Source organism: Emticicia aquatica, from assembly GCF_923079645.1.
Classification (GTDB): domain Bacteria; phylum Bacteroidota; class Bacteroidia; order Cytophagales; family Spirosomataceae; genus Emticicia; species Emticicia aquatica.
The window spans coordinates 51,546-66,584 of record NZ_CAKLPY010000005.1 but is presented as its reverse complement, the minus strand read 5'-3'; the positions used below and the strand labels follow the sequence as shown (position 1 = coordinate 66,584).

Here is a 15,039-nt window from a genome sequence, read left to right as displayed (position 1 = left end):
CAATGTCAATATAAAGTGAAAAAACTAATTTTATCATTCATCGCAGGCTGTATTGCCCTAACTGTAACAGCCCAAACCAAAATCACGTTAAATACGGATTTGGCAAAAACTAAAATAAATAAACACATCTACGGCCATTTTGCCGAACACCTCGGACGATGTATTTACGGTGGTATGTACGTGGGCGAAAATAACACGAAGATTCCGAATACAGCGGGTGTAAGAAACGATGTCATTCAAGCACTAAAAGAGCTAAAAGTGCCAAATCTTCGTTGGCCAGGTGGTTGTTTTGCCGATGCTTACCAATGGAAAGACGGTATCGGACCAAAAGAAAAACGTCCTAAAATGGTGAATGTTTGGTGGGGTGGAGTAACGGAAGATAATAGTTTCGGGACGCACGATTTTCTTGACCTGTGTGAAAGAATCGGAGCTGAACCCTATTTGGCAGGAAATGTTGGAAGTGGAACAGTTCAAGATTTGGCCGATTGGGTAAGCTATGTAAATCAGCCAACAGGTAGCCCAATGTCAGACCTTCGTATTCAAAATGGACGTAAACAGCCTTGGAACGTCAAAATTTGGGGTGTAGGTAATGAAGCTTGGGGCTGTGGTGGAAACATGACTCCCGAATATTACGCCAATATTTATCGTCAATATGCTACGTTTATGAAAGACATAACGCCAGAATCTAAACTGTACAAAGTAGCTTCGGGTGCAAGTAGCGATGATTTTGCGTGGACAGAAACTTTGATGAAAAACATCCCGCATAATATGATGTCGGCATTGGCATTGCACCATTATTCGGTTTTGAGTTGGAAAGACACCAAAGGGCCATCTGTCGGTTTTACCGAAGCACAATATTTCAAAACAATGGATGAAGCTTGGAAAATGGAAGAATTCGTAACCAAGCACAGCACCATCATGGACAAATATGACCCCGAAAAAAAAATCGATTTAATTGTTGACGAATGGGGTGGTTGGTACGAAACCGATGCCGAAGGCAAAGGGGCTTTATACCAACAAAATACCATGCGTGATGCCATGATTGCTGGTCTTACACTCAATATTTTCAATAATCACGCCGACCGTGTTCGTGGGGCAAACTTGGCTCAAATCGTAAATGTATTGCAAGCGGTTATTCTTACTAACGAAGAAAAAATGTTGCTTACGCCTACTTTTCATGTCATGAAAATGTATAATGTGCATCAAGACGCTACGCTTGTACCGATGAGCATTGATTCGCCAACTTACGAATTCAACGGTAAAAAACTAACAGCCGTTTCTTCGTCTGCATCAAAAGATGCTTCGGGTGCATTGAATATTTCATTGACTAACATTGATTTCCGCAAATCGCACGAAGTTACAATCAATCTAAGAGGTGAAGATTTTTCAAAAGTTTCAGGACAAATCTTAGCATCTACAAACATCAGCGACCATAATACATTCGAGCAACCAAATAAAGTATCGGTTAAAGATTTTTCGGGTGCAAAATTGGAAAAAGGAGTTTTGAAACTGACAATTCCCGCGTATTCGGTAATAACATTGAAGGTTTCAAAGTAATTTTTGATTAAATTAATTCTTCGTTTTTTTTAATTTAAAATAATCGTGTTAAATTTACACAATTTGTAAATGCACTCAGTTTTGAAATTTAATGTTAGGTTAAAGATAGTTTTATTCGAGAAAATCAATGGTTTTCTCGAATAAAACTCAATAAAAAAATAGTAAATGTAATATTTGCACAAATTTGTGTAAAACATTGGAAAATGAATAAATACCCTCATTCAACCCGAATACTTGTAGCTCTCGATTGTATCGTTTTCGGCTTCGATGGCGAAGATCTTAAACTACTTTTAGTTAAAAGAAATTTCGAACCAGAGCAGGGTAAATGGTCTCTAATGGGTGGTTTTTTGGAACAAAACGAAGACCTAGAAGTTGCAACAAATCGTATATTATATGATTTGACAGGTTTGAAAGATATTTATTTTGAAGAAATAAAAACCTTTGGCAAAGTTGATAGAGACCCTGTTGAACGTACACTTTCGATTTGTTTTTTTGCCTTGATTAATATACATGCACACAACCAAGATTCGGCCAAAGCTCAAAATGCTTATTGGATTGACCTAAAAAATAGACCAAATTTGATTTTTGACCACAATAAAATGGTTGATTTGGCATTGCAAGAGCTACAATATAAAGCGGCTTTGCATCCAATTGGTTTTGAACTTTTACCCGAAAAATTTACAATTCCGCAACTACAAAAACTTTACGAAGCTATTTACGATTCACCACTTGATAGAAGAAATTTTAGTCGAAAAATTCTGTCAACCAATCTTTTGATAGATACAGGTGAAAAAAATCAGAACTCAACAACCAAAAAGGCAATCCTTTATCAACTAGATAAAGAAAAATATCAAAGTCAATTTAAGGCCTTTCATTATTTTATTTCTGATTCAATGAGATAAAAAATAATTAGAAAAGATGCATTCTTGAAGCTTTTCTAAGAATAATAAGTCATAAAACAAAATGTGTTATTTTGACACAATTAAAATGAAAACAACATATACAATAGGTGTAGATTTTGGAACAGATTCGGTGCGAGCGTTGGTAGTAAACAACCAAACTGGCGAAAACATCGGTACTGCCGTACATTATTATGAGCGTTGGAAACAGGGACTTTATTGTAATCCATCAATTTCTCAGTTCAGACAACATCCGCTCGATTATCTCGAAGGACTTGAAGGGTCAATCATAGGTGCATTGCAACATATTTCGGAAGAAGTAAAGCAAAAAATTGTCGGAATTTCAGTTGATACAACTGGTTCAACTCCAGTGGCTGTTGATGCCAACGGAACGCCGTTGTCATTGCTTCCAGAATTTTCCGAAAACCCAAATGGGATGTTTATTCTTTGGAAAGACCACACCGCTAATGCTGAAGCCGAAGAAATAAATCGGTTGGCTCATAGTTGGGAGATAGATTTTACAAAATATGTAGGCGGAATTTATTCTTCCGAATGGTTTTGGGCAAAAATTCTCCGCACACTTCGGGTCGATGAAACTGTGCGATTAAACGCTTTTTCGTGGGTAGAGCATTGCGACTGGATTTCAGCGGTATTGACAGGAAATACGAATCCTTTGCGTATGAAACGTTCTCGCTGTGCGGCAGGCCATAAGGCGATGTGGCACGAAGAATTTGACGGGCTTCCATCGGAAGAGTTTTTCACAACACTTGACCCACTTTTAAAAGGTTTACGAGAACGACTTTTCAGAAATACATATACTTCGGATGAGTCAATGGGTAAAATTGCAGCAGATTGGGCGAAGAAATTAGGGCTCTCTACAAATGTTGAAATCGGAGTTGGAGCTTTTGATTGCCACATGGGTGCAGTTGGAGCGGAAATAGAACCTTATGATTTTGTGCGAGTGATGGGAACTTCAACTTGCGATATGCTCATTGCACCAACCCAAGAAATTGGTCATTTGCTCATCAAAGGAATTTGTGGGCAAGTGGATGGTTCTATTATTCCGAATATGCTTGGTATGGAAGCTGGACAATCGGCTTATGGAGACTATTATGCTTGGTTTCAGCGAGTTATTACTGAGCCTGTGCGTGAACTTTTAGGCGAAAAAGCCGCCGAAGAATTATCACAAAAGCTCATTCCTTATTTATCAGAAAAGGCTTCGCTCCTACCCGTTTCAGAAAATGACCCAGTAGCTACCGATTGGATTAATGGCCGAAGAACCCCCGATGCTAATCACGAACTTAAAGCGGCATTCATGGGACTAAATTTAGGGACGGACGCCATCAAAATATTCAAAATGATTGTAGAAGCAACTGCTTTCGGCTCGAAAGCAATTGTAAATAGATTCATTGAAGAAGGTGTGCCGATCAAACAAGTAATTGCCATTGGTGGCGTTGCAAAAAAATCGCCTTTTGTAATGCAAACGCTGTCTGATGTGCTAAATATGCCAATAAAAGTGGCAAGTTCAGACCAAGCCTGTGCTTTGGGTGCAGCAATGAATGCTTCAGTTGCAGCAGGAGTTCATGCAAATTTATTTGATGCACAAAAAGCGATGGGTTCGGGCTTCGATGCTCACTACGAACCAAGGCCAACATACGTTGAGGTTTACAAGAAATTATATGAAAAATATCAAAAATTAGGAAAACACACCGAAAACAATGCTTGATTTAAAACAATTTGAAGTTTGGTTCGTAACTGGTAGCCAACATTTGTACGGAGAAGAGACGCTCCGTCAGGTTGATGAACATTCCAAAGTTATTGCCAATTTCTTCAATAATTCGCCCCAAATACCAGTAAGAGTTGTTTTTAAACCTGTTGTAAAAACGCCAAATGAAATCCTGACGATTTGTAGAGAAGCTAATATCGCTTCAAACTGTGTCGGTATCATTACTTGGATGCACACTTTTTCGCCAGCAAAAATGTGGATTCGTGGTCTAAATGCCCTACAAATACCAATTTTACACTTACATACCCAATTCAATCGTGATATTCCATACAATGATATTGACATGGATTTCATGAACCTTAATCAGTCAGCTCATGGCGACCGTGAATTTGGGCATATTATGACAAAGATGCGAATGAACCGCAAAGTGGTCGTTGGGCATTGGGAATCGGGTTCGGTTCATGAAAAAATCAATGTTTGGACACGTGTGGCGGTTGCAAAACACAAAATACAAACTATGAAAGTAGCCCGTTTTGGCGATAACATGCGTCAAGTGGCTGTAACTGATGGCGATAAAGTTTCGGCAGAAATGAAGTTTGGATTTTCGGTAAATACTTTTGCCGTTGGCGATTTGGTGCAGGTAATTCATCAAATTTCGGATGCTGAGATTGGAAAACTCATGCAAGAATATGAAGACACTTACAGTTTAATGCCATCTCTGACTAAAAATGGAGAAAAAAGAAGTTCATTATACGAAGCTGCCCGCATTGAATTGGGCATGAAAGCCTTCTTGGAAGATGGTGGTTTTTCGGCTTACACAAATACATTTGAAGACCTTTACGGAATGCGTCAACTTCCTGGAATTGGTTCGCAACGAATGATGGCTGCGGGTTATGGCTATGGTGGAGAGGGCGATTGGAAAACGTCGGCGATGGTGCATATTATGAAAGTGATGGCAAGCGGCATGAAAGGTGGAAACTCATTTATGGAAGATTATACTTATCATTTCGACCCTGCAAATTCGATGGTTTTGGGTTCGCACATGCTTGAAATTTGCCCAACTATTGCCTCAAATCATGTAAAATGTGAAGTCCACCCGCTTGGAATTGGCGGAAAAGAAGACCCCGTTCGTTTGGTGTTTAATGCTTCGGCGGGAGCTGCGTTGAATGTTTCATTAGTCGATTTAGGAAATCGTTTCCGCCTGATAGTCAATGAAGTAGAAGCCGTTGAAGTAACCGAATCTTTCCCGAAACTACCAACAGCTCGTGCATTATGGAAACCACAACCAAGCATGGAAATTGGTTTGCAAGCATGGATTTTGGCAGGTGGAGCCCACCACACTGTTTACAGTCAAAATCTTACAACTGAATATATTGAGGATTTAGCCGAATTACTCGATATAGAATTGGTAATTATTGATAAAGATACCACTATTCGTGGTTTGAAAAATGACCTTAGATTGAATGAAATTTACTACAAATGAGCCAATATAAAACACTTCAAGAAGAGTGCTTTGAAGCCAATATGATGCTTCCAAAACTCGGTTTGGTATTATTTACCTTCGGAAATGTAAGTACAGTTGATAGAAATAAAGCTGTTTTTGCAATCAAACCAAGCGGTGTGCCTTACGAAATCCTAAAACCGGCCGACATGGTAATTATGGATTATGATGCCAATGTTGCCGAGGGAAAAATGCGACCGTCTTCCGACACCAAAACTCATGCTCAGTTGTACAAAAATTGGGAAGATATTGGCGGTATCACACACACACACAGCACTTATGCCGTTGCTTGGGCTCAAGCTGGTATGGATATTCCTATTTTCGGCACAACTCATGCCGACCATACGCACCAAGATATTCCGTGTGCGACGGTTCTAACAGATGCAATGATTAATGGTGATTATGAATTTGAAACTGGAAATCAAATTTTTGAATGTTTTGCCGAAAAAAAGCTTTCTCACAAAGAAGTAGAAATGGTTTTACTGCAAAATCATGGGCCATTTACTTGGGGGAAAAATGCTGAAAAATCGGTTTATAATGCAGCCGTATTAGAAGAAGTGGCCAAAATGGCGATGTTGACCCTTCAAATAAATCCAAATACGCTAAGAATAAAGGATACGCTACGAATGAAGCATTATGAGCGTAAACATGGCAAAAATGCCTATTATGGACAAGGCTGTTAAAAATTAATTAAAAAAAGTATGATTTTTTTTATGGATACAGCTAATTTAGCAAGAATAAATTTATAACATACCCTAAATATTTAAACTAAAACTCAAATGACACTTGGATTAGAAAGGCTTGATTATGCTATTTTCTTTGTTTATTTTGTTATCGTATCTTCCTACGGTTATTGGATTTACAAAAATAAAGGCAAGCAATCAGCTGATAGTAAAGATTTTTTTTTGGCTGAAGGTTCACTTACATGGTGGGCAATTGGAGCCTCAATAATTGCTTCAAATATTTCAGCCGAACAATTTATTGGTATGAGTGGACAGGCCTTTCAATTAGGTATTGCCATTTCAGTTTATGAGTTATTGGGTGGTGTTTCTTTATTGATTGTGGCGGTTTATTTCTTGCCAATGTATCTTAACAATAAGATTTTCACGATGCCACAATTTCTTGCCAAACGCTACGATGGGCGATTAGCTACTATTATGGCTATCTTTTGGCTTTTTCTATATATTTTCGTGAACCTTACTTCTATTATTTATCTTGGAGGTTTGAGTTTAGAAAAAATGACAGGTTTTAGCTTTATGACCTGTGCTATTTTCTTGACAATCTTTGCAGTAATTATCACCTTGGGAGGCATGAAAGTAATTGGTTACACTGATGTTATTCAGGTGGTTTGTTTAATTTTTGGAGGTTTAGCCACAACTTATTTGGCTCTCGATTTACTTTCTAATAAAGTAGGAACTGGCTCAGGAGTTTTTGAAGGTTTAAACCTAATTGCAGAAAAAGCAGATAGCCATTTACACATGATTTTCAAGCCAAACCAATATCAAGTTCATGATGGAAAGGGTGGATTTATAGATGCCTATAAGCAATTGCCAGGTATTATGATGTTTATTATTGGCGGCCAGTGGGTCAATAATCTTAATTACTTCGGGTGTAATCAGTATATGACTCAACGTGCTTTAGGTGCAGATATTACGACTGCTCGACGAGGTGTTTTGTTTGCCGCTTTCATGAAAATGTTAATGCCATTTATTGTGGTTCTACCAGGTTTGGCTGCTTATGTAATTTTCCAAGAAAATGCTGATGCTTCTATCGTAAATGGAATCACTCAAAATGGAATTGTAAGACCTGATAATGCTTATCCAGTATTGCTTAATCTTTTACCCGTTGGCTTGAAAGGCTTGGCGTTTGCGGCACTTACGGCTGCAATCGTTGCCTCATTGGCAGGAAAAGCCAATAGTATTTCAACGATTTATGTGTTAGATATTCATCAAAAATTTTTCAATAAAAACCTTTCTGAAAAACAAACCGTTTGGACTGGTCGAGTGGCTATCGTCATTGCATTTATTATTGCGTTGATTGTAAGTCCACTTTTAGCTAATTTCGGTCAGGCATTCGAATACATCCAAGTTTATACAGGTTATATTTCACCAGGTATTTTGAGTATTTTCTTGCTTGGATTTTTCTGGAAAAAAGCAACCGCCAATGGAGCGTTGGCTGCCGCCGTATTAAGTATCGTGCTTTCTGCAATCATCGCTAATGTATATCCTGATTTCCCTTTTATGAATCGTATGGGTGTTGTTTTTTGGATCTGTTCTTTGGTTCACATCATACTCAGCTTGATTGAAGGCAAGGGCAAAGACCAACCAAATGCTTTTGAGGTTGATAAGAAATGGTTTAAAGTTGATACTACATTTGCCATTGGAGCATTAGTTGTGTGTGCCATTTTTATTGTGATATATACGATTTTTTGGTAAAAGTCACTTTTGAGTTACGTCAATCATATTATTAAGTGGAAATAAAAGAATTTGGCCGTCAATTACATTTAATTGACGGCCAAATGTTTTTTACTTTTTACAAAATACAACTAAACTGTGATAAATTTTGTACAAGTTAAATACTAAATAAAACCCTGAAATATTATGAAAAAGTATTATTTGTTAATGAAAACCATCTGTGCCGCTTTTCTTTTTTCAAACTTTAATGTTTTGAATCAATCAGTTGAAAACCAAGAAATTCCTTCTTTAAAAAAGGCGTTCAAAAAAGCTTTTAATATTGGTACTGCCCTAAATACTGCACAAATCGAAGAAAAAGACCCTGCTCAAACTGCATTTATTACGCATCAATTTAATATGGCGACCCCTGAAAACGTCATGAAGTCAGCCATTTTACAACCTAAATGGGGCGAATATAATTTTGAGATAGCTGATAAACTAATTGAATATGGAAAAAAACATTCTATGAAAATCAATGGGCATACGCTCATCTGGCATAGTCAATTGCCGAGCTTTATGCGAAATATTCATAGCAAAGATTCTGTAAATACCTTTTTTACAAATCATATCAAAACGGTTGCAGGAAGATATAAAGGAAAAGTGTTTTCGTGGGATGTTGTAAATGAAGCACTAAACGAAGATGGCTCAATGCGTAAATCTGTTTTTCTTACTTATCTCGGCGAAGATTTTGTAACAGAAGCATTTCGTTTAACGCAAGAAGCAAGTCCAAATACTGAATTATACTACAACGATTATAACAACGAACAACCCGCCAAACGTGCTGGCTGTATTGCATTAATCAAGAAAATTCAGAACGCGGGAGTAAGAATTGACGGGGTTGGAATTCAAGGACATTGGCACGTTGGCAAAATTCCATTGAAAGAAATTGAAGAAAGTATTTTGCAATATGCTGATTTGGGCTTGAAAGTAATGTTTACTGAATTAGATATTGAAGTTTTACCCCGTGATTTTCAAGGAGCAGATATAAATCAACGAATGACGAACAACACAGCATTGAATCCTTATCCAAATGGCTTGCCCGAAAATGTCCAACAACAATTGGCCGACGATTATGAAGCATTGTTTAAATTATTCCTTAAACACAAAGATAAAATTACAAGAGTTACTTTTTGGGGAGTTAACGATGCCAATAGTTGGCTTAATAATTGGCCAGTTAGAGGTCGTACAAACTATCCGTTATTGTTTGACAGAAATAACCAACCAAAACCTGCATTTTATAAAGTTATTGCTCTAAAAAAATAAACCAATAGTTGGCAAAAACTTTTTACACTTCATCTTATTGTTTGATGAAATGTAATTCAAACAAAATGTTGCCATCCCCTATTTAGCCAAAAACCCTGCTTAATAAAGTCCAATCAAACGTCCGTTTGATTGGACTTTATTAATGGCAAAAAATAGACTTTAATCTTTTTGTTTAAAGTCTATTTTTTGCCATTAGTTTGTATATTATTGTTGTATATAAAACAAAGTATAAATATTTTACTATTTCATCAGATAAGTATATACAAAACAGTATTAGGGTAAAACAGTTACAATCACACGTTTATACCTTGTTAGGGCGGGTTTACCTTTATCAGACACTTTTAATATAAAATGTATTGTTTGGGGTGAATCTACCTTTGGAGCGGAAAATGGAACTCGATACATATTTGAAGCATAAGGCCTAAAACTAATATTACCATTGTAAGTGCCTGCTTCACGGTACTGCATCCAAAAATAACTCAGAGCGTCACCATCGGGGTCGGTTGTTCCTTTTGCATCTAAGAAAAACTGTTCACTAGACTTGACGGTAATTTTATCAGAATGATTTAATTTTGGCACAGGAGGATGATTAGCTTCGCTAAAACTTTTATGAGTCCAATCCATGCGTGCGGCAAAATCGTTTTGAAAATCTTCTCTCCATCGTAAAATCGTTTCTAAATTTCCAATATAACTTTTTTTGTCAATACTAGAAACAATTGAATCCTTGGCGTTCGTCCAAATTGGTCGAATTTCGGGTTCTTCTTTTTGTAAAACTTTTGTATATGGATTTGGTTTGGGTTCTTCAAAATTAGGTTTGTAAAACTCATATCGTCCTCCCCAACCTCCAAAGTTAGGATTCGCTGAATCGTTTAATCCATTAGGAATCAAACCCATAAAAGAGGGAGAATCACCTTCCATACCATAAGCAACATCAGGGTATTTTGTTCCCAAAATTGAATGCCATTGTTGAATATTTTCAGAAAGCCATTGATTTGAAATCACATCATTATTAAATCCATCTGCTTTGGCATTAATGCCTCGCCAAGTTGCATTTGAATAAGTAAAACCAGGTGTTACTACAAAGAAAATATTTGGGAATGTCTTACGAATCCACGGATTTGAATCATCTTGGTCTGAAATTGTATAAACCCGAATTTTTTGATATAATTTTTCAGCCTGTTCAGTAGTCTTTGTTTGTTGAATTTTCCACAAAGCTTGAGCTAGACAATTAGACCCACCCCAAATAGAAAACCAAATAGGGCGACTATCATTTTGTTCAAGTACCTTAATAATCCAGTTTGAGCCTTCTGAGTCTTTTCCTTCGCCGACACCATCCATTCCGTATTTTTCGAGACCTTTTTTAATTTTTGTCTTTAAAAAAGCGGCAGTTGGGTATCCATTTTCGTGTTTCAAAAGATTAGGCTGTACTTTATCATAAGCATTCACAATATCATGGATACTTTCAACCGCAGCCCAATTTTTTTGATGAATAGAAGTTGTCGCAATAAGCCCTTCAATATCAAACTGATTTGAATACGTCAAAAGTCGAACCATTGATTGGGCGTCATCTGGGTCGGCTTCAATATCAGTTAGCACCAAAAGTCTAGGTTTTTGAGCGTTTAAAATGCTCATTGAAAGGAAGAAAATACTCAGTAAAAAAACTACTTTTTTCATATCTAGGCTGGTTTAGAGATTTTATTTTTCCATCCATCGTATCCAATTTTAACTGTTTCATTATTAAAATCGGGTAAAATCGTGTCTGTATTTGTTTGATTGAAAGCTTTTAATTGAGTAATATTTTCAAAAACACCACTTTTTAAGCCAGACAGATAAGCTGCTCCCAAGGCAGAAACATCTGGATTTTGCTGTTTTTTTAGCGGTAAAGCCAATAAATCAACTAAAAAACGGATGATAAATTGGTTTTTAGTCATACCACCATTGACGGAAATTGATTTTAACGAAGCATCCATATCATGCTCCATCGCAATAATTACATCTTTGATTTGATAAGGAATACTTTCTAAAGCTGCCCGTACAATATGATTTTTGGTTGTGCCGAAAGTCATTCCATCTAATGATGCTCGACGGCTCATTTGCCAATGCGGAGCTCCTAATCCACTAAAAGCGGGTATTAAGTAAACGCCTGCATTATCCGAAACGGCATTAGCCATTTGCTCGCTTGCTGATGCTTCTGTGAAAAGATTTAATTCATTTTTTAACCATTCGATGGTTGAGCCACAGGAAACAATCGCACCTTCTAAGGCGTAATCAACTCTATTTTCGGTACTCCAACAAATCGTTGTGAGCATACCCGATGACGATAGAACTGGTTTTTCTCCAATATTCATCATAATTGAGCTGCCTGTACCAAGTGTAACTTTGGCCGTTCCTTTTTCGAAACAACCTTCCCCAAAAGTTGCGGCGTGCGAATCGCCAATAAGAGCCGTAATTGGAATTATTGATTCGTCTCTGCTCAAAGAGCTAATTGTAAAATTGCCAAAATTGTGAGAAGATGGACAAATTTCGGGCAGATTTAATAGCCCTAAACCCCATAATTGTAAAATTTCTTCATCCCAAGTTAGCGTATGAATATTAAAAAATAGCGTGCGAGAAGCATTCGTAAAATCAGTTTTAAAAGCTTTCCCCTGAGTCATTTTAAACAATAACCAACAGTCAACTGTGCCGAAGTATAGTTCGCCCGCATCTAATTTTGTTTTAACGTTTTCATCGTTTTCGAGCAGCCAAAGTAATTTTGTTCCCGAAAAATAAGGGTCAATTATCAACCCTGTTTTTTGCTTAATTAATGCTTCTTGCCCTTTTTCTTTTAATGCTTGGCAAATTTTTATGGAACGTTTACACGCCCAAACGACGGCTGGACTTACGGCTTTTCCTGATTTGTCCCAAAGTATAAATGTTTCTCTTTGATTACTTATTCCGCAAGAAGTTATTTCTGCAATATTAAAACCCTTTTGCGTAAAATCATTTAAACATTCATTGATAGAATCGGTCGTATTTTGATAAATATCTTCTGGGTTTTGTTCTACAAAACCATTATCAAAATAATTAGTTTTTAAATCAACCGAGCCTTTTGAAACTGCTTGTCCGTTTTCATCAAAAATGATAGTTTTGGTGCTGCTCGTACCTTGGTCGATGGCTAAAACGTATTTTTTCATTTTTTACTTTTTCTATCAATAATTACTGCCAACAAAATCACTAATCCTTTCACAACTTGTTGCCAAAATGGTGAAACATTTAATAAAACTAATCCATTATTTAAAACACCAATAATGACCGCTCCGATGACAGTACCTGTTACCGAACCCACGCCGCCCGAAAGAGAAGTTCCTCCAATAACAACGGCCGCAATCGAATCTAATTCGTAGCTTGTTCCTGCATTTGGTTGAGCCGAATTTAGTCGAGAAGTAACCAAAATCCCACCAATAGCAGCCATCATTCCTGCCAAGCTATACACCATTAATTTGATTCGGTTAATGTTTATTCCTGATAAATAGGCCGCTTTTTCATTCCCTCCGATTGCGTAAATATATCGTCCAAAAGTTGTTTTCTTAGTGATAAAAACCATTAATAAAACCACAATTATCGAAATCCAAACAGGAACAGGAATACCTAAAAACCAACCCGAACCAATATATTCAAAACTACTTCCAAGATTTGAAATAGGAATTCCTTCAGAATAAAGCATTGTTGCTCCACGGGCGATAGTAAGCATTGCCAAAGTTGCTACAAATGGTGGAATTGCAAATGTTGTGATTGCCCAGCCATTAAATAAACCAAGTAAAAATCCGATTATTAGTGCTGCCAGAACCGCACCCAAAACAGTAAAACCAACAAACAAATCAAGTGATTCGATGGTGATGCCGTTTTTTAAGAATCCCGCACAAATCACTGATGTAAAGGCTAATACCGAACCAACAGATAAATCAATTCCTGCCATAAGTACAACCAAAGTCATGCCAACGGAAATACAAACATTGACCGAAATTTGACGCAGTACATTCCAAAGGTTTGCTCCAGTTAGAAATTTATCTGACAACAAAGTGATAACCAAACATAGCAGAAACAACGCTATCAGTGATTGAGATTTTTTTAGGATTTCTTTGTTCATTGTTTTTAAAATAATGGGTCTAAATGGCTGCTTTCAATAATTTATCTTCATTGGCATCGGCTGCTAAAAATTCGCCTTTAATTTTTCCTTCAGACATGACCAAAATTCTATCTGAAAGAGCTAAAATTTCAGGGATTTCAGAAGAAACTAACATGATACTTAGTCCATTTTCAGCTAATTTTTTTATTAATTGATAAATTTCGTTTTTCGCATTAATATCAATTCCGCGTGTTGGCTCGTCCAAAAGCAAAATTTTTGGTTGGGTTGCCAACCATTTTGCTAACACTACTTTTTGTTGATTTCCACCACTTAAATTTATACAAGACTGTTTTTCAGAAGGCGTTTTAATGCTTAATTGTTTAATATAATCTTGAGCTGCAATTGTATCGTTGGTTGCGTTTAAAATGCCAAATTCTGGCAAAACTGTCAAACTAATATTTTCAGCAATTGACATTCCAAGGACCAAACCTTCAGATTTTCGGTCTTCAGTAACAAATGCAAGGCCATTTTGAATGGCATCTTTTGGAGTACCTATTTTTCTGATTTTGCCTTCAATTTCTATTTCAAAACAACTTTTTGACGCATGAATACCAAAAATTACTTCTAAAAGTTCGGTTCTTCCTGCTCCCATTAAACCAAAAACACCAAGTATTTCACCTTTTTTTAATTCAAAAGAAATGCTTTGTAATTGGTTTTTATTTTGAATAGAATGGTGTTTAAGTGTCAAATTTTTAACCTTCAAAATCGTTTTATCAGCGAAATTAAATGTTTCTTTTGGGGAAATTTGCACATCTCGGCCAACCATTTTTCGTATCAAATCTTGTTCATTTACCGAACTCATTTCGCCTGCATCAATCGTGCTTCCATCACGCAAAACAGTATAATTATCAACTATTTTGAATAATTCATCCATTTTATGTGAAATGTAAACAATTGTTTTTCCTTCATTTTTGAGTTCGTGAATAATTCGATGTAAGTTATCAATTTCTTTATCCGTAAGAGCCGAAGTTGGTTCATCCATCAAAATTATTTGTGCGTTTGTGAGCAGAGCTTTGGCAATTTCGATTAACTGTTGTTCACCAATTTTGAGCGTTTGAACGAGCGTATTTGGCGAAACATTTAGCTGTAGTTTTTTTAATAATTGTTGGGTTTTATGGTGCATGATGCTTGTTGCTAAAAACCCGAAAGGAGTCAATATTTCTCGACCCAAAAACAGATTTTCAGCAATACTCAATTGTGGAATTAAATTAAGTTCTTGATGAATAATGGCAATTCCAGCATCATGTGCTTCCTTGATATTTTTAAACCTAATTGGCTTTCCATTTAATCGAATTTCTCCGTCATATTGATGATAAACACCAGTTAAAATCTTCAATAATGTAGACTTTCCTGCTCCATTTTCTCCTAAAATTGCATTTACTTTTGCTGGAAAAAACTTGATATTAACTCCATTTAGGGCCTTTACCCCAGGAAATTCTTTTGATATATTGATTGCTTCTAACATTTTTTGAGGG

At 36.6% G+C, this 15,039-nt stretch carries 11 protein-coding genes; 7 read left to right on the top strand and 4 right to left on the bottom strand.

All coding sequences use genetic code 11. From position 1 onward, the window contains the following. Positions 1-15: 15 nt before the first annotated feature. The 7 genes from MJQ71_RS19085 (at position 16) to MJQ71_RS19055 (ending at position 9,399) form a co-directional block, all read left to right on the top strand. Positions 16-1,557 carry an alpha-N-arabinofuranosidase gene (locus MJQ71_RS19085; RefSeq protein ID WP_238808536.1) on the top strand — a complete coding sequence of 514 codons (1,542 nt, stop codon included), beginning with the start codon at positions 16-18 and terminating at the stop codon, positions 1,555-1,557. A 203-nt stretch (positions 1,558-1,760) separates the two neighbouring features. After that, positions 1,761-2,459 carry an NUDIX hydrolase gene (locus MJQ71_RS19080; RefSeq protein WP_238808535.1) on the top strand — a complete coding sequence of 233 codons (699 nt, stop codon included), beginning with the start codon at positions 1,761-1,763 and terminating at the stop codon, positions 2,457-2,459. An 85-nt stretch (positions 2,460-2,544) separates the two neighbouring features. Next, positions 2,545-4,182: a ribulokinase gene (locus tag MJQ71_RS19075; protein WP_238808534.1), complete on the top strand. Its 1,638-nt coding sequence runs from the start codon at positions 2,545-2,547 to the stop codon at positions 4,180-4,182. Then, positions 4,175-5,665 (top strand): L-arabinose isomerase, encoded by a 1,491-nt coding sequence (gene araA, locus MJQ71_RS19070; protein ID WP_238808533.1) that lies wholly within the window; start codon positions 4,175-4,177, stop codon positions 5,663-5,665. The genes MJQ71_RS19075 and araA overlap by 8 nt, the downstream gene beginning before the upstream one ends. Beyond that, positions 5,662-6,366, top strand: a complete 705-nt coding sequence (locus tag MJQ71_RS19065; RefSeq protein WP_238808532.1) for an L-ribulose-5-phosphate 4-epimerase — start codon at positions 5,662-5,664, stop codon at positions 6,364-6,366. The genes araA and MJQ71_RS19065 overlap by 4 nt, the downstream gene beginning before the upstream one ends. 96 nt (positions 6,367-6,462) lie before the next feature. Beyond that, positions 6,463-8,118 carry a sodium/sugar symporter gene (locus MJQ71_RS19060; RefSeq protein ID WP_238808531.1) on the top strand — a complete coding sequence of 552 codons (1,656 nt, stop codon included), beginning with the start codon at positions 6,463-6,465 and terminating at the stop codon, positions 8,116-8,118. Between the two features lie 165 nt (positions 8,119-8,283). Beyond that, positions 8,284-9,399 (top strand): endo-1,4-beta-xylanase, encoded by a 1,116-nt coding sequence (locus MJQ71_RS19055; protein WP_238808530.1) that lies wholly within the window; start codon positions 8,284-8,286, stop codon positions 9,397-9,399. 273 nt (positions 9,400-9,672) lie between these two features. Here MJQ71_RS19055 and MJQ71_RS19050 read toward each other — a convergent pair whose 3' ends face one another. Genes MJQ71_RS19050 through MJQ71_RS19035 form a run of 4 tightly spaced genes read right to left on the bottom strand, consistent with a single transcriptional unit; the run spans position 9,673 to position 15,029 of the window. Continuing rightward, positions 9,673-11,073, bottom strand: coding sequence for a DUF1593 domain-containing protein (locus MJQ71_RS19050; protein ID WP_238808529.1), 1,401 nt, complete (start codon positions 11,071-11,073; stop codon positions 9,673-9,675). A gap of 2 nt (positions 11,074-11,075) precedes the next feature. Then, complete coding sequence (locus MJQ71_RS19045) at positions 11,076-12,572, bottom strand: FGGY family carbohydrate kinase (RefSeq protein WP_238808528.1); 1,497 nt, start codon at positions 12,570-12,572, stop codon at positions 11,076-11,078. After that, positions 12,569-13,525 (bottom strand): ABC transporter permease, encoded by a 957-nt coding sequence (locus tag MJQ71_RS19040; protein ID WP_238808527.1) that lies wholly within the window; start codon positions 13,523-13,525, stop codon positions 12,569-12,571. The genes MJQ71_RS19045 and MJQ71_RS19040 overlap by 4 nt, the downstream gene beginning before the upstream one ends. Positions 13,526-13,544: 19 nt before the next feature. Beyond that, positions 13,545-15,029, bottom strand: a complete 1,485-nt coding sequence (locus tag MJQ71_RS19035) for a sugar ABC transporter ATP-binding protein (protein ID WP_238808526.1) — start codon at positions 15,027-15,029, stop codon at positions 13,545-13,547. Positions 15,030-15,039 lie beyond the last annotated feature (10 nt).

Excerpts from the sequence above, each read along its gene's own strand:
- MJQ71_RS19080 (WP_238808535.1), top strand. The coding sequence starts at position 1,761 with ATGAATAAATACCCTCATTCAACCCGAATACTTGTAGCTCTCGATTGT.
- MJQ71_RS19075 (WP_238808534.1), top strand. The coding sequence starts at position 2,545 with ATGAAAACAACATATACAATAGGTGTAGATTTTGGAACAGATTCGGTG.
- araA (WP_238808533.1), top strand. The coding sequence starts at position 4,175 with ATGCTTGATTTAAAACAATTTGAAGTTTGGTTCGTAACTGGTAGCCAA.
- MJQ71_RS19065 (WP_238808532.1), top strand. The coding sequence starts at position 5,662 with ATGAGCCAATATAAAACACTTCAAGAAGAGTGCTTTGAAGCCAATATG.
- MJQ71_RS19060 (WP_238808531.1), top strand. The coding sequence starts at position 6,463 with ATGACACTTGGATTAGAAAGGCTTGATTATGCTATTTTCTTTGTTTAT.
- MJQ71_RS19055 (WP_238808530.1), top strand. The coding sequence starts at position 8,284 with ATGAAAAAGTATTATTTGTTAATGAAAACCATCTGTGCCGCTTTTCTT.
- MJQ71_RS19050 (WP_238808529.1), bottom strand. The coding sequence starts at position 11,073 with ATGAAAAAAGTAGTTTTTTTACTGAGTATTTTCTTCCTTTCAATGAGC.
- MJQ71_RS19045 (WP_238808528.1), bottom strand. The coding sequence starts at position 12,572 with ATGAAAAAATACGTTTTAGCCATCGACCAAGGTACGAGCAGCACCAAA.
- MJQ71_RS19040 (WP_238808527.1), bottom strand. The coding sequence starts at position 13,525 with ATGAACAAAGAAATCCTAAAAAAATCTCAATCACTGATAGCGTTGTTT.
- MJQ71_RS19035 (WP_238808526.1), bottom strand. The coding sequence starts at position 15,029 with ATGTTAGAAGCAATCAATATATCAAAAGAATTTCCTGGGGTAAAGGCC.